This window comes from Nocardia sp. NPDC060255 (assembly GCF_042727395.1).
Classification (GTDB): domain Bacteria; phylum Actinomycetota; class Actinomycetes; order Mycobacteriales; family Mycobacteriaceae; genus Nocardia.
This window is the reverse complement of sequence record NZ_JBHXAU010000039.1, coordinates 25,757-48,048: the sequence shown is the minus strand read 5'-3', so window position 1 is coordinate 48,048 and position 22,292 is coordinate 25,757. Positions and strand designations below refer to the sequence as shown.

General features: G+C 67.0%; 20 protein-coding genes. 9 read left to right on the top strand and 11 right to left on the bottom strand.

The window, feature by feature from the left end; genetic code table 11:
* Positions 1–486: 486 nt before the first annotated feature.
* Complete coding sequence (dxs, locus tag ACFWF1_RS41350; protein ID WP_379283892.1) at positions 487–2,397, bottom strand: 1-deoxy-D-xylulose-5-phosphate synthase; 1,911 nt, start codon at positions 2,395–2,397, stop codon at positions 487–489.
* 167 nt (positions 2,398–2,564) lie between these two features.
* Between dxs and glsA the strand changes: the two genes are divergently transcribed.
* The 4 genes from glsA to ACFWF1_RS41330 all read left to right on the top strand — a co-directional run bounded on the left by glsA (position 2,565) and on the right by ACFWF1_RS41330 (position 9,043).
* Entirely contained in the window at positions 2,565–4,430 is a 1,866-nt protein-coding gene (gene glsA / locus ACFWF1_RS41345; RefSeq protein WP_379283891.1) for a glutaminase A, read from the top strand.
* Positions 4,431–6,337: 1,907 nt separating this feature from the next.
* Complete coding sequence (locus ACFWF1_RS41340) at positions 6,338–7,018, top strand: SIMPL domain-containing protein (protein ID WP_379283890.1); 681 nt, start codon at positions 6,338–6,340, stop codon at positions 7,016–7,018.
* A gap of 137 nt (positions 7,019–7,155) precedes the next feature.
* Positions 7,156–8,040, top strand: a complete 885-nt coding sequence (locus ACFWF1_RS41335) for a CPBP family intramembrane glutamic endopeptidase (RefSeq protein WP_379283889.1) — start codon at positions 7,156–7,158, stop codon at positions 8,038–8,040.
* A gap of 199 nt (positions 8,041–8,239) precedes the next feature.
* Positions 8,240–9,043: an enoyl-CoA hydratase gene (locus ACFWF1_RS41330; RefSeq protein WP_379283888.1), complete on the top strand. Its 804-nt coding sequence runs from the start codon at positions 8,240–8,242 to the stop codon at positions 9,041–9,043.
* A gap of 153 nt (positions 9,044–9,196) precedes the next feature.
* Here ACFWF1_RS41330 and ACFWF1_RS41325 read toward each other — a convergent pair whose 3' ends face one another.
* The 3 genes from ACFWF1_RS41325 to ACFWF1_RS41315 all read right to left on the bottom strand — a co-directional run bounded on the left by ACFWF1_RS41325 (position 9,197) and on the right by ACFWF1_RS41315 (position 13,637).
* Complete coding sequence (locus ACFWF1_RS41325; RefSeq protein WP_379283887.1) at positions 9,197–9,634, bottom strand: hypothetical protein; 438 nt, start codon at positions 9,632–9,634, stop codon at positions 9,197–9,199.
* A gap of 144 nt (positions 9,635–9,778) precedes the next feature.
* The gene (locus ACFWF1_RS41320; RefSeq protein WP_379283886.1) at positions 9,779–11,533 is read right to left on the bottom strand and encodes a TRAM domain-containing protein; all 1,755 of its coding nucleotides are present in this window, start codon (positions 11,531–11,533) and stop codon (positions 9,779–9,781) included.
* Positions 11,534–11,648: 115 nt separating this feature from the next.
* Positions 11,649–13,637, bottom strand: coding sequence for an APC family permease (locus tag ACFWF1_RS41315; protein WP_379283884.1), 1,989 nt, complete (start codon positions 13,635–13,637; stop codon positions 11,649–11,651).
* A gap of 160 nt (positions 13,638–13,797) precedes the next feature.
* Between ACFWF1_RS41315 and ACFWF1_RS41310 the strand changes: the two genes are divergently transcribed.
* Together ACFWF1_RS41310 and ACFWF1_RS41305 are read left to right on the top strand one after the other, a co-directional pair.
* Positions 13,798–14,463: a TrkA family potassium uptake protein gene (locus ACFWF1_RS41310; RefSeq protein ID WP_357379009.1), complete on the top strand. Its 666-nt coding sequence runs from the start codon at positions 13,798–13,800 to the stop codon at positions 14,461–14,463.
* Between the two features lie 2 nt (positions 14,464–14,465).
* Entirely contained in the window at positions 14,466–15,137 is a 672-nt protein-coding gene (locus ACFWF1_RS41305) for a potassium channel family protein (protein ID WP_379283883.1), read from the top strand.
* A 57-nt stretch (positions 15,138–15,194) separates the two neighbouring features.
* On the opposite strand, the gene ACFWF1_RS41300 is transcribed toward ACFWF1_RS41305, so the two are convergent.
* From ACFWF1_RS41300 to ACFWF1_RS41290, 3 genes are all read right to left on the bottom strand, one after another.
* Positions 15,195–15,818 carry a sigma-70 family RNA polymerase sigma factor gene (locus ACFWF1_RS41300; RefSeq protein WP_379283882.1) on the bottom strand — a complete coding sequence of 208 codons (624 nt, stop codon included), beginning with the start codon at positions 15,816–15,818 and terminating at the stop codon, positions 15,195–15,197.
* A gap of 175 nt (positions 15,819–15,993) precedes the next feature.
* A complete protein-coding gene (locus ACFWF1_RS41295) occupies positions 15,994–16,716 on the bottom strand; it encodes a DUF3159 domain-containing protein (protein ID WP_379283881.1) in 723 nt (240 codons plus the stop codon).
* A gap of 3 nt (positions 16,717–16,719) precedes the next feature.
* Positions 16,720–17,097, bottom strand: a complete 378-nt coding sequence (locus ACFWF1_RS41290; protein WP_040736821.1) for an OB-fold nucleic acid binding domain-containing protein — start codon at positions 17,095–17,097, stop codon at positions 16,720–16,722.
* 128 nt (positions 17,098–17,225) lie between these two features.
* On the opposite strand from ACFWF1_RS41290, the gene ACFWF1_RS41285 reads away from it, so the two are divergent.
* Positions 17,226–17,939, top strand: a complete 714-nt coding sequence (locus tag ACFWF1_RS41285) for an alpha/beta fold hydrolase (RefSeq protein ID WP_379283880.1) — start codon at positions 17,226–17,228, stop codon at positions 17,937–17,939.
* Position 17,940: 1 nt separating this feature from the next.
* Here ACFWF1_RS41285 and ACFWF1_RS41280 read toward each other — a convergent pair whose 3' ends face one another.
* Positions 17,941–18,765 carry a DUF3710 domain-containing protein gene (locus ACFWF1_RS41280; RefSeq protein ID WP_379283930.1) on the bottom strand — a complete coding sequence of 275 codons (825 nt, stop codon included), beginning with the start codon at positions 18,763–18,765 and terminating at the stop codon, positions 17,941–17,943.
* Positions 18,766–18,770: 5 nt separating this feature from the next.
* Positions 18,771–19,259 (bottom strand): dUTP diphosphatase, encoded by a 489-nt coding sequence (gene dut, locus ACFWF1_RS41275; protein ID WP_379283879.1) that lies wholly within the window; start codon positions 19,257–19,259, stop codon positions 18,771–18,773.
* A 52-nt stretch (positions 19,260–19,311) separates the two neighbouring features.
* Here dut and ACFWF1_RS41270 point away from each other — a divergent pair, with 52 nt between their 5' ends.
* Complete coding sequence (locus ACFWF1_RS41270) at positions 19,312–19,824, top strand: DUF3093 domain-containing protein (protein ID WP_379283877.1); 513 nt, start codon at positions 19,312–19,314, stop codon at positions 19,822–19,824.
* Positions 19,825–19,839: 15 nt separating this feature from the next.
* Here the strand turns inward: ACFWF1_RS41270 and ACFWF1_RS41265 are convergent, their stop codons facing one another.
* Positions 19,840–20,142, bottom strand: a complete 303-nt coding sequence (locus ACFWF1_RS41265) for a DUF4193 domain-containing protein (RefSeq protein WP_107658115.1) — start codon at positions 20,140–20,142, stop codon at positions 19,840–19,842.
* A gap of 408 nt (positions 20,143–20,550) precedes the next feature.
* Between ACFWF1_RS41265 and cei the strand changes: the two genes are divergently transcribed.
* Positions 20,551–21,228 carry an envelope integrity protein Cei gene (cei, locus tag ACFWF1_RS41260; RefSeq protein ID WP_379283875.1) on the top strand — a complete coding sequence of 226 codons (678 nt, stop codon included), beginning with the start codon at positions 20,551–20,553 and terminating at the stop codon, positions 21,226–21,228.
* Positions 21,229–21,276: 48 nt separating this feature from the next.
* Here cei and ACFWF1_RS41255 read toward each other — a convergent pair whose 3' ends face one another.
* The gene (locus ACFWF1_RS41255) at positions 21,277–22,200 is read right to left on the bottom strand and encodes an inositol monophosphatase family protein (protein WP_379283873.1); all 924 of its coding nucleotides are present in this window, start codon (positions 22,198–22,200) and stop codon (positions 21,277–21,279) included.
* Positions 22,201–22,292 lie beyond the last annotated feature (92 nt).

The following is a 22,292-nucleotide window of genomic DNA, read 5'->3' as shown; positions in this document are numbered from 1 at the left end:
ACGTGGCCCGCGACGTTGGCCCGCGACGTTGGCCCGCGACGTTGGCCCGCGACGTTGGCCCGCGACGTTGGCCCGCGACGTTGGCCCGCGACGTTGGCCCGCGACGTTGGCCCGGGACGTTGGCGCGGGACGTTGGCGCGGGACGTTGGCGCGGGACGTTGGCTGTCGCCAAGCGGATCCGCTTGGCGACAGCCGCGAGGGCTCACAAGGATCAGACCCGAGCTGGGCGTTGCGGCTGGGCGTTGCGGCTCATGGGGATCGGACCCGAGCAAACGTGCTGACCGCTGGACATGCTCCCCCTTTCATCGGGGCGGCCGCATCCATGCGCGCGGATCGCACTCCCGCTCGACGGACCAGGAACCCTCGATCCACTGCTATTCGGACATCAGCCCGACCTCGCCGCGCATGAATTGTGCAGCCGCGCACGGGATTGCTAGCAATTCTGCGCGCGGCGGGCGCATCCGTGCGCGGCGGCCGAGCCTTGACTCACCGTGCGGCGAGCCAGCCGCCGATCCGTCGGGCGATGTCCGGCGCGGTCAAGCCGAGCTCCGCGTGTACGGCACCGCGCGACGCGTGATCCAGGAACTGTTGTGGCACACCGAGATCCCGGGTCGGGATGTCCAGTCCGGAGTTGCGCAACCGAGCCGACACGGTCGATCCGATGCCACCGTGCAGTCCACCGTCTTCCAATGTCACTACGAGCCGGTAGTTTTCGGCAAGCTTGACCAGGGTGTCGGAGACCGGCAGGACCCAGCGCGGATCGATGACGGTGACCGAAACACCTTCGTTCTCCAGCAGATCCGCGGCCTGCAGCGCAGTCTCGGCGAAGGAACCGACGGCCACCAGCAGCACATCACCGCGCACGGCCTGGACAGATCCGCCGTCGCCGGCGCGATCGCCAGCGGCAAGCCGGAGCACATCGACCCCGTCGAGTCGCTCGACCGCCGAAATGTCGTCGGCGACACTACCTTTGGGGAACCTGATCGCGGTGGGCCCGTCGTTGACGGCGAGCGCCTCCGCCAGTTCCTCGCGCAACGTCGCCGCGTCACGCGGTGCCGCCACCCGGATCCCCGGGATGATGCCGAGCACGGACAGGTCCCACATCCCGTTGTGGCTGGCACCGTCCGGCCCGGTGATGCCGGAGCGATCGAGCACCACGGTCACCGGCTGCTTCAACAATGCGACGTCCATCAGCAGCTGATCGAACGCACGGTTGAGGAACGTCGAATAGATCGCGACCACCGGATGCATGCCGCCGAGCGCGAGCCCGGCCGCCGACGCCATCGCGTGCTGTTCGGCGATGCCGACATCGAACATCCGCTCCGGAAACCGCTCCCCGAACGCCGCGAGCCCGGTCGGCCCCGGCATGGCCGCGGTGATGGCGACGATGTCGTCGCGCCGTTCGGCGTGTGCGACGAGTTCCTGCGAGAACACCGACGTCCACCCGAGCGCCTTCGGCCCACCTACCGGCACGCCGGTGAGCGGATCGATCGGATCGCAAGCGTGCATTTGATCGGCGATGTGATTCTCGGCCGGCGCGTACCCGTGCCCCTTCTGCGTCACCGCGTGCACCACGACCGGCCCACCGAAGTCCTTGGCCCGGCGCAGCGCGGATTCCAGCGCGACGATGTCGTGCCCGTCGACCGGGCCGACATACTTCATCCCGAGGTCGCTGAACAACTCCTGCGGGCTCACCGCATCCTTTATCCCGGCCTTCACCGCGTGCATCATCGAGTACGCGGACTCGCCGACCCGCGGGATGCTCTTCAGGATCCGTTTCCCGGCGTCGAGCGCGTGCTCGTAGGCGGGCTGGGTGCGCAGCGCGGTCAGGCGGTCGGCCAGGCCGCCGATGGTCGGCGCGTAGGAGCGGCCGTTGTCGTTGACGACGATCACCACCGGCCGGTCCGGCGCGCCCGCGATGTTGTTGAGCGCCTCCCAGCACATGCCGCCGGTGAGCGCGCCGTCGCCGACCACGGCGACCACGTGCCGGTCCTGCCCGGTCAGCGCGAACGCCTTGGCGAGTCCGTCGGCGTAGGACAGTGACGCGGAGGCGTGCGAGGACTCCACCCAGTCGTGCGCGCTCTCGGCGCGGCTCGGGTAGCCGGACAGGCCGCCCTGCTTGCGTAGCGTGTCGAACTCGCCCTTGCGGCCGGTCAGGATCTTGTGCACGTAAGCCTGGTGGCCGGTGTCGAAGATCAACGGGTCGGCGGGCGAATCGAAGATCCGGTGTAGCGCGATGGTCAGCTCGACCACGCCTAGGTTCGGGCCGAGGTGCCCGCCGGTCGCGGCAACCTTTTGCACGAGGAAATCGCGGATCTCGTCCGCCAGCTCACGCAATTGCGGTGCGGTGAGCGGACGAAGATCTTCGGGCGTGTCGACCTGGGAAAGCACTCCCACCTGAACTCGCTCCCTCCGGATAGCGCTTCTGATCCGATCAGTCTACGGAGCGGCGGGCCGTGCCTTCGAACGAGAACCCAACTGCCACACCTGGCAACGACCGCCACCTGCCGACATCAGGCCGAAATGTGAGCCTCGGCATACCGTACTCGGCCTACAGTGATCATGTGGCCCAGCCCGAAGAGGCGATCGAGCGGACAATTGAACCGGGCGTCGTGTCCAGGATCGTCAACGACGTATTCCAGCTGTGCCGGCCCGACGATTCCGGTACACTTGCCGACTACATTCCGGAACTCGCTGCGGCGCAGCCGGATTCGTTCGCACTGTGCCTGGCCACCGCCGACGGGCGGGTCTACGGCACCGGCGACCTGGACATCTCGTTCACCATCCAATCCATCTCCAAGCCGTTCACCTACGCGCTCGCGCTCGCCGATCGCGGCACCGAGTTCGTGGACGAACGCATCGATGTGGAGCCCTCCGGGGAGGCGTTCAACGAGATCAGTTTGGATCCGGTGACCGAGCGCCCGCGCAATCCGATGATCAATGCGGGCGCGATCACCGCCGCGTCGCTGATCACCGGCCGCGATCCGAGTGAGCGATTCGAGCGCATCCGGCGCTGCTATTCGCGCTTCGCCGGGCGCGAACTGAGCATGAATGAGGCCGTGTACGCGTCCGAAGCACGCACTGGTTTCCGCAATCGCGCGATCGGTTACATGCTGCGCTCGTTCGGCATCATCGACTCCGACCCGGACGAGGCGGTCGACCGCTACTTCCGGCAGTGCTCGATCGACGTGACCTGCCGCGACCTCGCACAGATGGCGGCCACCCTGGCCAACAACGGGCGCAACCCGGTGACCGGTGAACGCGCACTGTCCACGGCGCTCACCGAGCGAGTGCTCAGCGTGATGACCACCTGCGGCATGTACAACGCGGCCGGCGACTGGGTGACCAGCGTCGGACTGCCCGCGAAGAGCGGGGTAGGCGGTGGCATCGTCGCGGTGCTGCCCGGTCAGATCGGCATCGCGGTCTACTCGCCGCGGCTGGACAAGCACGGCAACAGCGTGCGCGGCGTCGCGGCCTGCCGGGAACTGTCGCAGCGGCTGGAACTGCACTTTCTGCACGTCACACGGGCGGCGCGGACGGCGATCCGGGCCGGATACTCGGTGGCCGAGGTGCCGTCGCGGCTGCGCCGGACGACCGAGGAGATCGCGGTGCTCGCCGAACACGGGCATCGAGCGCGGGTCTACGAACTGCACGGCGATCTGTTGTTCGCGGGCGCGGAGAGTGCGGTGCGGACCATCGAGACCCAGGCGGGTGAGCTGGAGGCGCTGGTGGTGGATCTGCGCCGAGTCGGTGAGGTGAGCGAGATCGCAGTGCGGATGATCGATGATCTGCAAACCGAGCTCGCGGCGGTCGGCGTGCGGGTGGCACTGGTCGATCCCGACGCCAAGCTCGGGCACGTGGTGTCGAGCCTTGATCCGAACGATCCACGCGGGCGAGTGTTCATCGACCGCGACACGGCGACCGAATGGTGCGAGGACATCGTCCTCGACCAGCATCGGCCCGGCGACGAGCCGGTCTGCACATCGATCGCGATCGAGGATCATCCGGCGCTCGCGGCGCTCGACTCCGATGATCGGGTGCAGTTGGCGAAGGAGTTCGAGGTACACACTTTCGCGCGCGGTGAGGTGATCGCGCAGCGCGGGAGCGCGCGGTCCGGGTTATATCTGATCCTCGAGGGGCGGGTGCGAATCACCTTCGAGGGCAGCGACGATCGAACGCACCGGCTGGTGAGTTTGTCATCCGGAATGTCGTTCGGAGAAATTCCGATGCTGGTCGGGACCCCGTTCGTGAACGAGGCCCGAGCCGAAACCGGCGTGCGCGTCGCAGTGCTGAGCCCAGCACGATTCGATCAACTCGCATCCCGAGCCCCCCAGTTGAAGCTGGCGTTGCTCGAGCGATTGGCAGCAGGGGCGTATGCACAGATGGACGCGGCGGTGCGCGCAATAGCGGTGCGCGGCGGTGACTACTGAGCGATTCGTCGGCCGGTGCATGGGGGTTGCAGCACGCGTCAAGCGGCCACAACCTACGTCAAGTCGCACTGCACCGGCTCGCCCGACTCGACCCCAGCAACTACACCGCACCCACGCCAGTCCCCTACCCAAGACTCTCGCGAACAGCACTATTTACCCAACAGTGCTGAGCGCGTCGTGCGCCGTACCCGGCCTTCCCCGTACGGTCAGGCGCGCGGCGCGATCTTCCAGCCTGGCTGCCCGGCTGTGGTGGCGTATCGAGACCTTCGGAAGGCGAGTTCGGTGCGTATTGGCCCGTTCCAGCCTCGCCAGGTAGCTGTCGTTGCGCAACAGGGCCTTTCGGAGAATCGAGTCGAGTCAAATGGTCGCTACTTGATCTTCAGCAACAACCATTTGACTCGACTCGATTTCGCGCAGAACTTGCCTCGCCGCGGCGAACAACCAGCGACTCGCCTCGGGCCCGCCGACCACCACCCACCCCTGCCAAGGCTCTCGAGTACATCACTACAGCCGGGCTGACAGCTGCCGTTGCCGTTGCCGAACAAGAGAATCGAGCCGAGTCAAAAGGCGGCTACTTGATCTTCAACAACGACCATTTGACTCGACTCGATCACCGCGAACCACCATGTGACGCGACCCAACGCAGCCACGACGACTTGACGTACGAAGCATCCTCTTGACGCGGGCTGCAGCATGCATCAAGACGATGCAACCTGCGTCAGGTGGCAATCCGCGGCTCGCTCGGCACCACCAACGGCACCGCGCCCGACACACTCATCTCCCCGAGACCTCTCGAGAACAGCACCACAGCCCCCTAGCCACGCTCGCCAGCCGGGGCGGCGTATCGAGACCTTCAGAACCCAAGTTCAGTGCGCAACGGCCACTCCCGGCGTCGTCGAGTAGCTGCCGGTGGGCAACCAAGAATCGAGCAGAGTCGAAAGGTCGCTACTTGATCTTCAACAACGACCATTTGACTCGACTCGATCACCGCGAACCACCATGTGACGCGACTCAACGCAGCCACGACGACTTGACGTACGAAGCATCCTCTTGACGCGGGCTGCAGCATGCATCAAGACGATGCAACGTACGTCAAGTGGCACTGGCTTGCTCGACTCGGCACTGCCCAACTGCACCGGCCTGCGACACCTCCCTGACCAAGGCTCTCCGGGACAGCACCACAGCCAGGCTGGCCAGGGAGCCGGGCTGGCCTGCTTTGGTGGCCTATCGAGACCTTCGGAACCCAAGTTCGGTGTGCAATAGCCCGGTCCAGCGTCGCCCGGCAGCTGCCGTCACCCGGCAGCGAATCGAGTCGAGTCGAAAGGTCGCTAGTTGATCTTCAGCAACGACCATTCGACTCGACTCGAACTCCGCGAACGACCATTTGACTCGACTCGACGCGGCCACGACGACTTGACGTACGGGACATCCACTTGACGCAGGCTGCAGCAGGCATCAAGAGGACACAACCTACGTCAGGTGACAATCCACTAGCTCTCTCGACACCACCAGCCACACCGCACCCGACACACTCACCTACCCGAGAATCTCGAGAACAGCACCACAGCCACCCAGCCAGGCTGGAACCGTCACTGCCGTGACCAAACAGCAGGGTAAGGCCGGGGACGGCACACGACGCGCCCAGCATTACCCAATCATTCCCGGACCAGCAGACCTTCCTGAACCGTTATTGCATCGGCAGCACCGCACCCCACACCCCGGCACGCAACCAACAACCAAAGTCACCCCACCACGAGGCGCCGGGTTGCGACGCTTGGGTCGAGGGTGCGGCGGAACCGGCATCTCGATGAAGGGCTGACAAACTTTGACCGGCGGGGACGATTGCGTGATTTCCGCCGTTGACCACATGAAGCGAGACTCACCGCCGACCAATTGAGGAGCATGCCGTGAACGAGAAGTCCGAGTCCGCTGGTGCGGGCGTCATCACGATTTTCGGCAGCGGCACTGCCCGCGCCACGCCGGATTTGATGCGTGTCACGATTTCTGTCGAATGTCGGGCGGGCAAGGTCGCGCTTGCCTACAGCAAGGCGGGTGAGCGGGTTGCCGGGGTGACTCGTTCGCTGCGCTCCGACGGTGTCGAGGGTAAGGACATCGCGACCAGCGGATTGTCGGTGCACACCGAGACTGTGTGGACCGAGGGCAAGGGCAATCGGATCACCGGGTATGTCGCGAGTACGTCGCTGACCGTCGCGTTGCGCAACCTCGGTGACGACGCCGATCCGGGTCCCGCGACGATCATCGCCAACGCCGTCGACGCGGGCGGCGACGATGTTCGGCTGGGCGGGTTGAGCCTCACCTTCGCCGATCAGGAGTCGCTGCTCGTCCAAGCGCGGGATGCGGCGTGGGAGAACGCGGTCGCCAAGGCTGAGCAGTTCGCAGCAAGGGCAGGCCGGGCGCTCGGCGCGGTGCTCGAGATCACCGAGAATACTTCCGCCGCATCGCCTTCCTTTCCGCGGGTGAAGGCGATGTCGGTCGCGATGGACGCCTACGGTGCCGCCCCGGTTCCGGTCGAACTCGGCGAGAGCGAGATCTCGGCAGACATCCGGGTTACCTGGCAGATGGATTAAGCCAACAGGGCCACGCTGCTGCGGATTTCGGCAATCGTTATTCGCAAACTGTAGAAGAATTTTCGACATCGATGGAACCGGATGGACGTCTACGGCGTCCGAGTAGGTAAGGCAGCACGCCGTCCTAAGGATGTCGGATGATCGCTCGTCGCAACGATTTCGTTCTGTTCCTGCTCGTCGCGTTCGGTGCGGCGTGGGTGCTCGCGTCGGGGCCGTGGCTCGATGGTCAGGGGCTGCGGTCCGGACTGTGGCTGCATACGGCGGCCGCGTTGATGATGCTGTCCCCCGCGTTCGGCGTGCTGGCGGTGTGGCGGTACCGGCGACTATCGTGGTCTGCGCTGTTCTCGCAGAACGGGTTACGGCTCGGCGCGCGACCACGGCGGACCGGGTGGCTCATCGTGGCCGCGTGGCTCGGCGCGCCGCTGTTCCTGTGGCTGGCGTTCGGGTTGAGCGTGCTCTTCGGCGTGTACATCTTCGAGTTCCCCAGCCCCGCAATGGTGGCGGCCCTCGTCGTCGACGCGGTCACCGTATCCACCCTCGGCACCCTGCCGTTCGCGCTCGGCGAGGAACTCGGCTGGCGTGGCTGGCTGATGCCGCAGCTCACCGGCCGCTTCGGGCTCACCGGCGGAATCGTTGCCACCGGCGTGATCTGGGCGCTGTGGCACGCACCGCTGACGCTGCTCGGCTACAACTATCCGAACCTCGGCGCCTGGGCCGCCGTCGCGTTCATCGGATTCTGCGTGCCGCTCGGCGCTATCCTCGGCTGGCTGCGGATGTACACCGGCAGCATCTGGCCGTGCGTCGTCGCGCACGCCGCGATCAACGGCAGCGCAGTACTGTTCGGCTGGTTCGATTCCCCTGCACACGAGGCGAATCCGCTGCTCGCGGGTTGCGGAATAGTCGGCTGGGGCGTGCTCACGGTCATCGCGGCGTTGCTGTTCACCTGGTTCCCGGTCCGCCCGGTGGCGGCCAAATCGGAAACCTTTGCGGCACCGGCACACTCCTGGCCTTCATTCGGCTGACGCTTCGTATCCGGCACGGCAAGCGCATATCCGGCACAACCCGGTGCACGTCCCGAGGAACCGCGACCGGACATGGTGAGCGCCGGTCACCATCACCGCAACCGGTGCGCGTACGTCTAAGTCACGTTCGGACGAGCGCGGACTGCCGACGACTTATATTGAGAAGCTGGTGACACGCCGTCACTGGTTAGGGGTTCGTATGTCGTTCGTGCTCATCGACACACCGCGACCGCACATCGCCCTGGTCACGTTGAATCGCCCCGATCGGATGAACGCCATGGCATTCGACGTGATGATCCCGCTACGCGAGGCACTGGAAGACGTCAGCGCCGACAACGACATTCGGGTCGTGGTGCTCACCGGCGCGGGACAGGGTTTCTGCTCCGGCGCTGATCTGCAGAGCGCAGGCAAGGTGCCCAATGTCGAGGGCCTCACCGTCACCAGCGTCGCGCGCCGATCGATGGACCTGCTCAATGATGTGATGATCACGCTGCGGCGAATGAACCAGCCGGTGATCGGCGCGATCAACGGTGCCGCCATCGGCGGCGGATTCTGTCTCAGCGTCGCCACCGACATCCGAATCGCGGCCGAAGAAGCCTACTTTCGCGCGGCGGGCATCAACAACGGCCTCACCTCCACCGAACTCGGCATCAGCTACCTGCTGCCCCGCGCCATCGGCGCCTCCCGCGCCTTCGAAATCATGCTCTCCGGCCGCGACGTGGACGCCGCCGAGGCCGAACGCATCGGCCTCGTCTCGCGCACCGTGCCCGCCGCCAAACTCCTCGAAACCTGCTACGACCTGGCCGACCGCATCATCAGCTTCAGCCGCGTCGGCACCGAACTCACCAAACGCATGCTGTGGAGCGGCATGGAAGCAGGCGGCTTCGAATCCCACATGCAACACGAGGGAATGGCCCAACTCTACGTCCGCCTCACCACCGACAACTTCGACGAAGCCATCCGCGCCCGCCGCGACCGCAGACCCCCGGTCTACGACGACTGACGCGCGCAAATCCAACGACCGCGCTCGGACCGGAGGTTGAGCAAGCCCAGCTGTGACGAAGCAGGATGTCTGGCATCAAATCGAGCACTCGAGCTGGCAGCCCTCGCCGGACGAAGCCTGCTAGGGTCAGCGATTTCGCAGACTACTGGTCACTCAAGAGCGGCTGACGTCTATCTCGCCGGAGTTCGAAGTCAGTCCGCCGACGTTGAATGCCACGGTGATGGTGTCCGGCGGAACCTGCAAGGCCTGCACGGAAACCCACACAGCAGATACCGCACCCGCTTCATCCACGCCCAAATCGACGCTGCGGACGGTCAGTGATGTAGGCGCGGGGTTTACGGCAGGATTTTCATCGGCATAGAACAGGGTGAGTCCGCGCCCTTGGTTCCACACGGACAGCACGAACCTGGAGGGCACACCTTCGGGCACGAACCGGAGGATGCCCCCTGACGGCAGGGTCACGCGCACGGTTTGCGGTGCAACTCCGCCGCCGGTATTCCGCACCTGTACGCCCGGATTCCCTTTGTCGCCGCCCACGACCAACGAGACCGGCCCTCCAGGCTCAATCGTGAATTGCGTCGGAGCGGCCATGGCAGTTCTCCTTCGTAAGCTCCGGTCGCCCAGCCTGGGCAAGCTAATCATCACGTAGGACAACCGTTTTCGTTCCAGAATCAACCATGCTCACCTGGGGTACTGCGCCCTCGACTGGATGTCACCTCGGTGAATACTGCCGCGTTACTCCGGGGCCGAGCGCTCCAGTAACGCAATGCATTCGACGTGGTGGGTGCCGGGGAAGGCGTCGAAGGCGCGGAGGTCGACCAGTTCGTAACCGGCGGACTGGTAGAGGCCTAGGTCACGGGCGAAAGCGGCTGGGTCGCAGCCGATGTGGATGATGCGGAGGGGGCCGGTGGTGGTGATCGCGGCGACCACCTCTTTGCCTGCGCCCGCGCGGGGTGGGTCGAGGACGATGGTGTCCGGTGCTGCGCCGCCTACGCGTTCGGTGACCCAGCGCTCTACTCGCTGGGCATGCAGGTCGAGCCAGGGCAGGTCGTGCAGGGCGGCGGTGCCGTCGGCGACTGCCGAGCGGGCCGACTCCACCGCGAGTACCGCGCCGGTCTGGCCGACCTGGTCCGCCAGGCGGGACGCGAAAACGCCTGCACCGCTGTACAAATCCCAGGCCAGACCCCCAGGATGTAGCCCGGACCACTCGCCGACCAAGTCCGAATAGCATTGTGCGGCACCATGATGGGCTTGCCAGAAGCCGGTCGCGGAGACTTCCCAGCGGCGGCCCGCAACATACTCGACCGCACGCCCGGTTCCCGCGATGACCCACTCATCGCGCGCCGCATGAGTAGCCGCGCGCCGAGCAGACGCATTGCGCCGCTCACCGGCCTGCGGTGCCTCCAGCCGATCGTCGACAGTTCGGTCGTCGCTAGCAGGCCGATCGAGCCCACCGTGTCGGTTGCGGTTGTGTTTGGCGGAGCCACGGCGACCGGCGTCTTGGTGCCCGCCGCTATCAGTCTCGTCGGGGCGGCGGTCGTCGTTCTCTATATCGCGCTGCGCGGTGCCCCCGCGCCAGACGCCGCCGATTTCACCCGGGCGGCGACGATGGCCGCGGTCGGAGGCACCCTGCGCATCGTCGCCACGCAGTTCGCTGCCCGGCTTGCCGGTCGGGCGGCGACGGTTGTCGCGCTCGGCTGCGCTGCTGCGTCCGGCACGATCGTCACGCCCGCGCACGCCTTGGTCGTCACTGGTACGGCGGCGGTCAGTTCGCTCGGCGCGACCGCGACGATCACGGCCGCGTTGGTCGCGACGTTCACCGGCCGCGCTCGGCTCTGCTCGCTGCCACTCACCGCCGCGGGACTTCCGTCGATCCCCATCAGCGGCCGGGGCCAGTTCGATGATGTGACGCACCCCGTCGCCGTCGACGGCGATCACCAAATCCGCTCCCGGCGTCCACAATCGATCCGCCACCCCGTCGAGCGCGCCCGAAACCGGTTGGGGGCAGCGGAGATCCGTGATCACCTCGGTGCTGCGGTAGCCGTGGACGCCCGCTCGCCCTTCGGCGTCGACGGCCAGTCGGATGCGGGTGCGCCAGCCGCCGGTGGTGTCGCCGGCGCCGGTGATCGGTTCGACGACGATCTCGCGGTCGATGCCGGCGAGCCGACGCAGTTGTTCGGCGACCACCGAAGCTTTCAGCGCCCGTTGGGCTTTCGGGGTGGCGTAGGAGAAATCACAGCAACCCGCACCGCCGGGGCCGGAGACGGGGCAGGTGGCGGGGACGCGGTCCGGGGACGGTTCGAGGATCTCCACCGCGTCGGCGCGGCAGAACGAGCCGCCACGATCCTCGGTGACCCGCACGCGTACCAGTTCCCCCGGCAGTCCGTGCCGGACGAACACCACTCGCCCCTCGTGCCGACCAACACAGAACCCACCGTGTCCGGGCGGCCCGAGGCGCACCTCGAAAGTCGTGCCACGCCAATCGGTCATGCCCGCGCCTCGCCAGGCTCGGACAACGCACGCAGCATCGTCACACGCACCGCTGCGCGCGCAGTGCCCGCTGCGACACGATCCGAGCCGTCACCCACGGAACCGTCCCGCCCACTCATGATCGATCGTCGTAACCGCGACGCACCGCCCCGGGCGCGTTCACCATGCCGGGCGTCCGCGCCCGCGTCGACGAACTCAACTGCCACGGCACACTCGTCACCATCACACCCGGTTCGAACAACAGCCGCCCCTTGAGCCGCAGCGCACTCTGGTTGTGCAGCACCTGTTCCCACCAATGCCCCACCACGTATTCGGGAATGAACACGGTCACCACATCCCGCGGCGAATCCTTGCGCACCCGCTTCACGTAATCGAGGACAGGCTTGGTGATTTCCCGATACGGCGACTCGATCACCTTGAGCGGCACCGTCACATCGCTCTGCTCCCACTCGCGCACCAGCGCCCTGGTGTCGGCCTCGTCGACGTTGACCGTGATCGCCTCCAACGTGTCCGGCCGGGTAGCTCGGGCGTAGGCGAGCGCGCGCCGGGTGGGCAGATGCAGCTTGGACACCAGCACGATCGAGTGTGAGCGGCTGGGCAGCACGCCGTCCCACTCCTGCTCGTCCAGCTCGCGCGACACCGAATCGTAGTGCCGGCGAATCATTTTCATCACGATGAAGATCGCCACCATGGTGCAGATGGCGATGTAGGCGCCGGCGAAGAACTTGGTGATGAGCACGATGATCAGCACCGCGCCGGTCGCGCTGAGGCCGACGGCGTTGATCACCCTGGACCGCTTCATCCGCGACCGCTGCGCCGGATCGGTTTCGGTGCGCAGCAGCCGGGTCCAGTGCCGCAGCATGCCGGTCTGGCTGAGCACGAACGAGACGAACACGCCGACGATGTACAGCTGGATCAGCTTGGTGACCTCGGCGCCGAACAGCACGACGAACGCGATGGCCGCACCGGACAGGAACAGGATGCCGTTGCTGAACGCCAGCCGGTCGCCGCGCGTGTGCAGCTGCCTCGGCAGGTAACGGTCCTGCGCCAGAATCGAACCGAGCACCGGAAACCCGTTGAACGCGGTGTTCGCGGCGAGCACCAGGATCAGCGCGGTCACCGTCGTGATGAAGAAGAACCCGACCGGGAACCCGTGGAACACCGTCTCGGCGAGCTGCGCGATCAACGTCTTCTGGTGGTAGCCGGGCGGCGCACCGATCAGGTCCGCATCGTTGTGCGCGTACACGATCCCGATCTTCTGGGCCAGGATGATGATGCCCATCAGCAGCACGATCGCGATGGTGCCGAGCATCAGCAGCGTGGTGGCGGCGTTGCGCGACTTCGGCTTCCGGAACGCGGGCACGCCGTTGCTGATCGCCTCGACACCGGTCAGCGCGGCACAGCCGGAGGAGAACGAGCGGGCGATCAAGAAGGCGAAGGCGAGTCCGTACAGGTGCTCGTCCTCCGCCTTCAAGGTGAAACCCGCCGATTCCGCCTGTAGGTTGTCGCCGAGGATGAAGATCCGGAACAGCCCCCAGCCGAGCATGATGAACATGCCGACGATGAACGCATACGTCGGAACGGCGAAGGTGGTGCCCGACTCGCGGATGCCGCGCAGGTTGATCGCGGTCAGGATGGCGATCGCCACCACGGCGAACAGCACCTTGTGCGTGGCGACGAACGGAATCGCCGAGCCGATGTTGGACGCGGCGGAGGAAATCGACACGGCCACCGTGAGCACATAGTCGACGAGCAGCGCGCTGCCGACGGTCAGACCCGCGTTGGGTCCGAGGTTCGTCGTCGCGACCTCATAGTCACCGCCACCGGACGGATAGGCGTGCACGTTTTGCCGATAGCTTGCTACGACCACGGCCATCACCAAGGCGACGGCCAGGCCGACCCAGGGGGCATAAACGTAGGCCGAGATCCCGGCCGCGGATAACACCAGGAAAATTTCTTCGGGCGCGTACGCGACAGAGGACATCGCATCGGAGGCGAAGACCGGAAGGGCGATGCGCTTCGGCAGCAGGGTATGGCCAAGCGAATCACTACGGAAAGGCCTGCCCAGCAGCATTCGTTTCGCTGCCGTCGTCAACTTGGACACTGGAGCGAGCATAGGCGCACGCGAGGGTGGTCGCGCGCGTGGCTCGCAGGTTTGGCCACGCGGTGGAGGGGGAACGTGGCCGATGGAATGATTCGACAGGTACCGTTCGACCACATAATTAGCAGACCGAACGCTTGGTTCCAGGAACGAGGTTGCACGGGTGTACGTAGTGATCATGGGTTGTGGGCGCGTCGGCTCGGCGCTGGCCCGTGCCCTGGTCCGGGTCGGCCACGAGGTCACCGTGATCGACCGGGACCCGGCCGCCTTCTTGCGCCTGGGCCAGGACTTCACCGGTGAGCGGGTGACCGGCGTCGGCTTCGACCGAGATGTGCTGGTGCGGGCCGGAATCGAGCGCGCCGACGCGTTCGCCGCCGTCTCCTCCGGTGACAATTCCAACATCATCTCCGCGCGGGTGGCCCGCGAGATGTTCGGCGTCGAGCGGGTGGTCGCGCGCATCTACGACGCGAAACGCGCCGCCGTCTACGAGCGGCTCGGCATCCCGACCATCGCCACCGTGCCGTGGACCACCGACCGGTTCCTGCGCGCCCTCATCGGCGACAACAGCACCACCACCTGGCGCGACCCGACCGGCACGGTAGCTGTGACGCAGCTGACGTTGCACGAGGACTGGTATGGCCGGACCGTGCGCGACCTGGAGCGCGAGGTGAGCGTGCGAGTCGCGTTCATCATCCGATTCGGCCAGGGGCTGCTGCCCGACAGCAAGACCATCGTGCAGGCCGATGACGTCGTCTATGTCGCCGCCACCTCGGGTTCCGTGGGTGAGGCCATCGCGTTGGCAGGCAAGCCCCCCGTGAGCGAGGACTGAACATGAAAGTGGCCATCGCCGGGGCAGGCGCCGTCGGCCGATCCATCGCCAGGGAATTGCTGCGCGGTGGACACAACGTCATGCTGCTCGAGCGGCAACTCGACCACATCGAGCCGGAGGCGATCCCGGACGCGGTCTGGGTGCACGCCGACGCCTGCGAACTCGCGCTGCTGGAGGATGCGGGACTGGAAACCTACGAGGTGGTCATCGCGGCCACCGGTGACGACAAAGCCAATCTGGTGCACAGCCTGCTCGCCAAGACCGAGTTCGGTGTGCGCCGGGTGGTGGCGCGGGTGAACGATCCGCGCAACGAATGGCTCTTCGACGCGTCATGGGGTGTGGACGTCGCGGTGTCCACCCCGCGGCTGCTCGCCTCGCTCGTCGAGGAGGCGGTCACGGTCGGCGATCTGGTGCGCCTGATGACGCTGCGGCAGGGTCAGGCCAACCTGGTCGAGATCACGCTGCCCGGCGACACCGGGCTGGCCGGTAAGCCGGTGCGCACGCTCACCCTGCCGCGCGACGCCGCCCTGGTGACGATTCTGCGCGGCGGCCGGGTGATCGTGCCGCAACCGGATGATCCGTTCGAGGGCGACGACGAACTACTGTTCGTGACCTCGGTGGAGGCCGAAGAGGACCTCCGGGTCGAACTCGCCAACCATGGCATCAAGCCTTGACTCCCCGACAGGGCTGATGCTCGGCGGTAGCGACTTCACGGACGGTAGCGACTTCGGCTAGGCCACTTTCAGTTCCGCGCGCAGCTTGTTCAGCGCGCGGTGCTGCATCACCCGGACCACGCCGGGACTGGTGCCGATCGCCTCTGCGGTCTGCGCCGCCGACCAGCCGAGCACGATGCGCATCACCAGCACCTCGCGGTGCGCGGGCGCCAGGATCTTCATGAGTTCCTTGGTGGCCGCGCGCCGTTCGAGCGCGAGCGCCCACTCTTCGGGGCCCGCCTCGGTGGACGCGGTGTCCGGCATTTCGGCCATCGGGTAGGTGGGGTGCTGCTGCGAGCGGCGGAACGCGTCGGCGACCTTGTTCGAGGCGATGCCGTAGACGAAGGCGAGGAACGACTTGCCCTGATCGCGGTAGCGCGGAATCGCCTTGACGGTGGCGATCAGGATCTCCTGCACCACGTCGTCCGCGGTCACCTGCAGGTGCGCCGTATTGCCAAGGCGCGCACCGCAATACCGGCGGACCAGCGGATGCACGACGCGGATGATCTCGGTGACGGCGTTGCGGTCGCCCGCTGCCGCCGGGCCGATCAACTTGTCCAGTTCGGCCGCCACCCGGCGGCTCTCCGACAGGGCCGGATTGTGGTTCTTCGACAATGCTGCGGTGTTGTGCTCGGTAGCCACGTCCGAGTCCTTTCCTACGATCGTGCGTTGTTTTCTGTACGCAACGATCGTCTGACGAACCGGACCCACCAGCCAGGCACCCCAGGGTGGGTAACCACCCACCTCGGCGGTGGCAGTTACCCCACCCCTGATGGCTTTCGCGGGAAAGACCCGCAGGGTTAACGTCTTACGCGGGCTAAGCCGCTACCGCGGACTTGGTGGGCATGTGCCCCGCACGACGCACCGCCCACACGGTGACCGCCAGCGCGACCGCGGTGAGCGGCCAGCCCATGGCGATGCGGGTGAAGGCCAGCCAGCCGGTGCGGTCGGTGTCGTAGAGCTGCGACTGCACCAGGTAGCGGGCGCCGAAGACCAGCACCCAGGTGGTGGTCGCGAGGTAGTAGAGGCGCTGCACCCGCTGATCGCTGCGCCAGTCGGTGCCGTGGCCGTTCAGCACGCCCCAGATCACGCCGACCAGCGGCCAGCGCACCAGCATCGAGATCAGGAAGACACCCGCGTACACCAGGCTCGTGTAGATGCCGAACAGGAAGAAGCCCTTGGCCTCCCCCATGCGGTAGGCGATGAACGCGCAGATGCCGACGCCGAGGAAGCCGGAGATGGCGGGCTGGATGGGGCTGCGCCGGATCAGGCGCCAGACCAGGATGAGTGCGGCCACGCCGAGGGCCGCCCAGATCGCCCAGGTGAGCCCGGCGAAGCTGTTGACGGGAACGAACACGACGACGGGAACCGTCGAATAGATCAGGCCGCTGAAGCCGCCCAACTGCTCGAGCAACGTCTGTTCGGCCGCTTCCTCGTCAGGGTCGAGAGCCTCGCCATGGTCGAGAGGCACGGCCGGCTCGAGCTGTTCGGTCGAGGGGGTCTGTTCGCCCGAGGGGGCGTTGTCGTTGCTCGATGGCATACGTCAGCTGTTCCCGCGCAGTTCGTAGTAGGGGTTGTAGATCACCTTGCGGCCGTCTCGATCACCGACGCGGCCGCGAACCAAGATACGCCGCCCGGGTTCGATACCGGGAATGCGCCGACGGCCGATCCACACCAGGGTGATGGCGTCGGTGCCGTCGAAGAATTCCGCTTGCACCGTAGCGCCGGCGGACTTCGAACACGCTTCGACACTGCGCAGCTTACCGAGCATCGTGGCCTCGTCGCCGCGGCGACACTCCGACGCACGGCACGCTCCCGAAGCCTCCGATTTCTCGGCAAGCTCCTCGGCGTCCAACTGGTCGAGATCCTCGGTCAGTCTGCGGCCCAGACGTCGAAAATACCCTGAGGCAGCGGATGACATTTCGCACGCTCTCCTGCATAGAGCAGACAGTGTGGATCGCACACCATCGTGGATTCTCAGCACGACCGGCGGTGGACGTACACCCGCCACTGTAGATGCACCAGCACACCCCCGCTACGCTCGGACCGGTGTTCGACTCCCCACACTCCGTGTCGGCCGCCCACGTCGTCGTGGCGCTGCCGGGAACCGGATCCGACGCGGATTTCGCGCGTCGCGCGTTCGAACCCGCCTGCCGCGCGCGCCGTCTCGACGTGATCGCGGTGGAGCCCGACCCGACGGCGGTGGTCGCGAGTTACCGAGCCGCGCTCGACACGGCGGCCGCGGCGGGACCGATTGTTGTGGCGGGAATCTCGTTGGGTGCCGCGGTCGCGATCGACTGGGCCGCCGAACATCCGGACCGGACGGCCGGGGTGGTCGCGGCGCTGCCCGGGTGGACCGGGCCGGACACGACCGCCTGCCCCGCCGCGTTGAGCGCGTCGGCGACCGCGGCGCAGTTGCGGACCGACGGATTGGACGCGGTGGTCGAGCGGATGCGGGCGAGCAGCCCGCGCTGGCTCGCCGACGCGCTCACGCAGTCGTGGCGGTCACAGTGGCCGAATCTGCCTGCGGCACTGGAGGAAGCGGCCGACTACAAATGGCCCGGGACCGAGCGGCTCGGCACCATCGAGGTGCCGGTCGCGGTGGTGACGGCCGTCGACGATCCGGTGCATCCGTTCGCGATCGCCGAGGAATGGGCGGCGCTGATCCCGCGGTCGACGATTCACCGGATCACGCTCGCCGAACTCGGCGCGGATCCGGCGATCCTCGGGCACACGGGATTTGCCGCCCTGACGCGCGGCTGAGTTAGTTCAGACCCAACTGCTGCATCGCCGAACCGTCCGCGCCGCGACGCGGTCCCTCCGGCATCCGCGGCGGGGCGGCCTGCGGCGCTGCGGCTTGCGCCGCCGCCTGCTGCTGCTGGGCATCGGCCTGTGCCTGGTGCGCCGCGGCCAGCTGTTCGGCCAGTTCCTGCGGCAGCACCACGGGTAGTGGCTCACGCACCGGCAGCGGATCGTCGCCGCGGCGAATCACGGTCTCGCGCAGGATCGCCCGGGCCGCCGCGACCAGCGGACTGCCGTCGTTCGACGCACCCGACGGGCCCGCCGCGACCAGCCGAACCATCCAGCGCGGCCCATCGACACCGATGAACCGCAGGTCCGCACCCTCGGTGATGGCGAGCAGCTCGCGACCCCACGGGCCGGTCTCCACCGCGACCCGCGCGCCGTCGTTGCGCAGCGAATCGGCGAGATCGGCGGCCACCGTGCGCCATTGGCCCGCCGACTTCGGCGCGGCGTACGCGGAGACGGTGAGCCTGCCGTGCTCGGTGGCCAGGTGCACCGCCTGCGGCGTGCCGTCGGGAGTCATCTCGACCTGCAGCTGGCCGCCCTGCGGCACCGGCAGGATCACCGAGCCGAGGTCGAGCCGCTGATCGGTGACCTTCTCGAGCAGGTCGGAAACCTCGGTGAAGTCGTACGGGCCCGAACCTTCCGCACCGGCCGCGCGGTAATTGCCGGCGACCACCGGGTGCTGGTCGGTGTCGTACTCGTCTTCGTCGTCGTACTCGTCGACCTCGTCGAAATCGTCGGCCAGGTACTGGTCGTCGTCGGATCGCTTCTTCTTGCCGAACATGCCCATCACGCCTCCTTGACGGTGACCTGGCCCGCACCGGTCAGGCTCGCGTGACCGCCGCTCGAGCCGTAACCGCCCGCACCGCGCGCGGTCTCGTCGAGCGTGTCGACCTCCACGAAGTCGACCAGCTCCACCCGCTGCACCAGCAGCTGCGCGATCCGGTCACCCCGGCGCAGCTCGATGGGCGTGCGCAGGTCGTGGTTGATCAGGCACACCTTGATCTCGCCTCGGTAGCCCGCATCGACCGTGCCGGGCGTGTTCACCACCGACAGTCCGGTCTTGGCCGCCAGCCCCGATCGCGGATGGATCAGGCCGACCGTGCCGACGGGTAGCGCGACCGCGACGCCGGTGCCGACCAGCACGCGCTCCCCCGGTTCCAGGATGACGTCTTCCGTGGTGCACAGGTCCACGCCGGCGTCGCCCTGATGGGCACGCGCGGGCATGGGGATGCCGGGATCCAGCCGCAGCAACGGGATAGGTGAAAGTGCGCTCACGTTGGTCGAGCCTACGCGTTGACCAGCCGCAGTCGTGAATTAGTGTTGAGTCGTGTCGGACCAGCCCAACCCCGTGACGGTGGACCAGAAACAGCAAACCCCGCAGCCGTACCGCGAGCGCCTCTGGGTGCCGCTGTGGTGGTGGCCGGTGGCGTTCGCGATCACCGGGCTGCTGGCCGCCGAAATCCACATGGGCGCACCAGGATTGCGGGCCTGGCTGCCCTATGTGCTGCTGTTCCCGATTCCGGTGTGGGTGCTGGTGTGGCTGAGCAGGCACCGCGTCGAGGTCGCGCGGGACGCGTCGGGCACGCTGGAGCTCCGTGCCGACCGCGCCCACCTCCCGGTGAATTTCGTCGCCCGTGCGGCCGTCGTGGCCCGCACGGCGAAGAGTGCGGCGCTGGGTCGCCAGCTCGACCCCGCCGCCTATGTGCAGCATCGGCCATGGATCGGACCGATGGTGCTACTCGTGCTCGACGACCCGGACGATCCGACGCCGTACTGGCTGGTCAGTACGCGTCACCCCGAGCGGGTCCTAGCCGCGCTGGGGCTGCCCAGCGCGGGCTGATCACCGCGAGCTAGCTCACGCCGCGCAGTCCATGCAGATCAGCTGACCACCCTTCTCGCTGGCCAGCCTGCTCCGGTGGTGCACGAGGAAGCAGCTGGAACAGGTGAACTCGTCGGCCTGCTTCGGGATCACCCGAACGCTCAGCACTTCCTCGGACAGGTCCGCGCCGGGAAGCTCGAACGACTCCGCGGTATCGGATTCGTCGATATCCACGACGGCGGACTGTGCCTCGTTACGACGAGCCTTCAGCTCCTCCAGCGAATCTTCCGACACATCGTCGGTTTCGGTACGCCTCGGTGCGTCATAGTCGGTTGCCATGTCGTCTTCCCCTCGTCCTTACTTCGTATATCCCGGACCGGTTTCGCTCACACCGATTCCTGCTGGAACCGCCGTGACTCGCACCGTCCCGCCGGTGGTGCACGTCACACGTACACCGGTCACCCATCAGGTCGGATCGGGCTGATCCACTCCGGATAGCGCTCGGTAAACGCAGGACATGCCCTACTTGTTCCCGCGACCGACCACCAATTTCGCCACCGGCGATTCGATCTGGGCCGCCAGACAATAGCGGACCCCAGCACAAAAGTCGCAATCAAAACACAGACGATTCGAAACCGACGGGTAATCGACACCATCCGTCGAACTCCCCGAGACCTTCCGCAACGTATTTCGCCGCTCGACGGCCTGCCGTCGCCCCGTACCGTGACCTTTTCGTAGAGTGTGCTGGTGGTTTCACTGATCACCGAAGGCCGCCCCGTGGATTCCCAGGGCAGGCCCTTCCTCCGACGGCGCCCGCAGCCCTGGCTCATCATGCTCGGCATCGTCACGCTGATCTGCACGATTGTGTGGGTCAAGGCGTTGACGACGACCGAGCACGACACCAGCGCGATGGCGTGCAACTCGCCGAGCCCGGCCACCGAGCCGGGCGCTCAACCAGCGGTACCGCTCGGTCAGCGGGTCGGCGCGAGCCGGCTGCAGGACGTGGAACCCGCGCCGCTCGCGGCCAGCAAGGTGCGCGTGCTCAACGCGAACAACCAGCGCGGCCAGGCCGCGCACGTCGCGGCGCAGTTCGGCGACCTAGGGTTCGCCAGCGCGCCGGGAACGCAATATGGCAACGATTCGGTATACGTCAACGGCGACCTGGAGTGCACCGGCCAGATCCGGTTCGGCGTGAACGGCCGACCGGCCGCCGCGTCGGTCCAGCTGGTCGTGCCGTGCGCCGAGCTGATCGAGGATCAGCGGGCCGACGAGACGGTCGACATGGTGCTCGGGTCGCTGTTCCGCGACATCCGGCCGAGCAACGACGCCGAGGAGGTGCTGCGGTCGTTGAAGAACCCGGCGCCGGGCAACAGCACCTCGATCGACATCAAGCTGCTGGAAGCCGCCAGACAGGCTCGCTGCTAGCGAAAAGCGAAAGCCCGATCGGTGGTCGCCGATCGGGCTTTTTCGCGTTCAGCGGTCGGGAATCGGCTCTGTGGCACCGACTCGATCGAGCAAGTCGAACAACTCGTCGGCGATGCCGGGGGCCGCGGCGATCACCAGGTCGCCCGCCTCGCCCGGATTGGTCGCGGGCGGCAGCGTGAGCCGGGCACCCGCCTCGGCCGCGATCAACGCGCCCGCGCCCCAGTCCCACGCGTTCAGGCCGTGCTCGAAGTAGGCATCCACCCGGCCCGCCGCGACGTGACACAGGTCCAGCGCGGCCGCGCCGAAGCGACGAATGTCACGCACCTGCGGCAGGATCTCGCCGATCAACTGGGCCTGCCTGGTCCGGCGGTGCTTGCCGTAGGCGAAACCGGTGGCCACCAACGACATCGAGACCGTCTCGACCGGCGTGCAGCGCAGATGTTCCACCGCGCCCTCGGCGTCCACCCGGATCGCGCCGAGCCCGAGCCCGGCACTGTAGGTGGCCCGCCGGGCGACGTCCACCACCGCGCCGGCGACCGGACGCCCGCCGCGCATCGCGGCCACCGAGACCGCGTAGCCGGGGATGCCATACAGGAAATTCACCGTGCCGTCGATTGGGTCTACTACCCAGTGCACGACGTCGGCCGCCGAGTCGGCGAGGCTGCCGCCGCCCTCCTCGCCGAGGATGGGATCGCCGGGGCGTTGCTCGGCCAGCAGGCCGCGGATCAGTTCTTCGGTTTCGGTGTCCACGATGGTCACCGGGTCGGTCGGATGGGCCTTGGCCTGCACCGCCCCCTCGGCGGGTCCACTGGCCTGGCCGAAGACCTCGGGGCGGCGGGCTCGGACGTGCGCCGCGGCGGTTTCGGCGAGGTCGACGGCGACTCTGCGCAGTTCGGCCTCGTCGCCGCGGGCGACGATGATCTCGGAGGTGTAGTCGGACACGGGCGATGAGGTTTCCGGCACGCCCCCCATCGCATCACAGATCCTCGGGAACGCGCAGCATCGATCGCGCATTACTCTTGTCGTGCACGACACAACGCCGTCGTCGGGCACACCACCGCATC

Bases quoted from the DNA above. Each gene is read 5' to 3' on its own strand.
- ACFWF1_RS41325 (WP_379283887.1), bottom strand. From the start codon at position 9,634: ATGGCCGCTCCGACGCAATTCACGATTGAGCCTGGAGGGCCGGTCTCG.
- ACFWF1_RS41335 (WP_379283889.1), top strand. From the start codon at position 7,156: ATGATCGCTCGTCGCAACGATTTCGTTCTGTTCCTGCTCGTCGCGTTC.
- ACFWF1_RS41305 (WP_379283883.1), top strand. From the start codon at position 14,466: ATGAAAGTGGCCATCGCCGGGGCAGGCGCCGTCGGCCGATCCATCGCC.
- ACFWF1_RS41255 (WP_379283873.1), bottom strand. From the start codon at position 22,200: ATGGGGGGCGTGCCGGAAACCTCATCGCCCGTGTCCGACTACACCTCC.
- ACFWF1_RS41280 (WP_379283930.1), bottom strand. From the start codon at position 18,765: ATGTTCGGCAAGAAGAAGCGATCCGACGACGACCAGTACCTGGCCGAC.
- ACFWF1_RS41290 (WP_040736821.1), bottom strand. From the start codon at position 17,097: ATGTCATCCGCTGCCTCAGGGTATTTTCGACGTCTGGGCCGCAGACTG.
- ACFWF1_RS41295 (WP_379283881.1), bottom strand. From the start codon at position 16,716: ATGCCATCGAGCAACGACAACGCCCCCTCGGGCGAACAGACCCCCTCG.
- ACFWF1_RS41320 (WP_379283886.1), bottom strand. From the start codon at position 11,533: ATGACCGATTGGCGTGGCACGACTTTCGAGGTGCGCCTCGGGCCGCCC.
- ACFWF1_RS41265 (WP_107658115.1), bottom strand. From the start codon at position 20,142: ATGGCAACCGACTATGACGCACCGAGGCGTACCGAAACCGACGATGTG.
- ACFWF1_RS41330 (WP_379283888.1), top strand. From the start codon at position 8,240: ATGTCGTTCGTGCTCATCGACACACCGCGACCGCACATCGCCCTGGTC.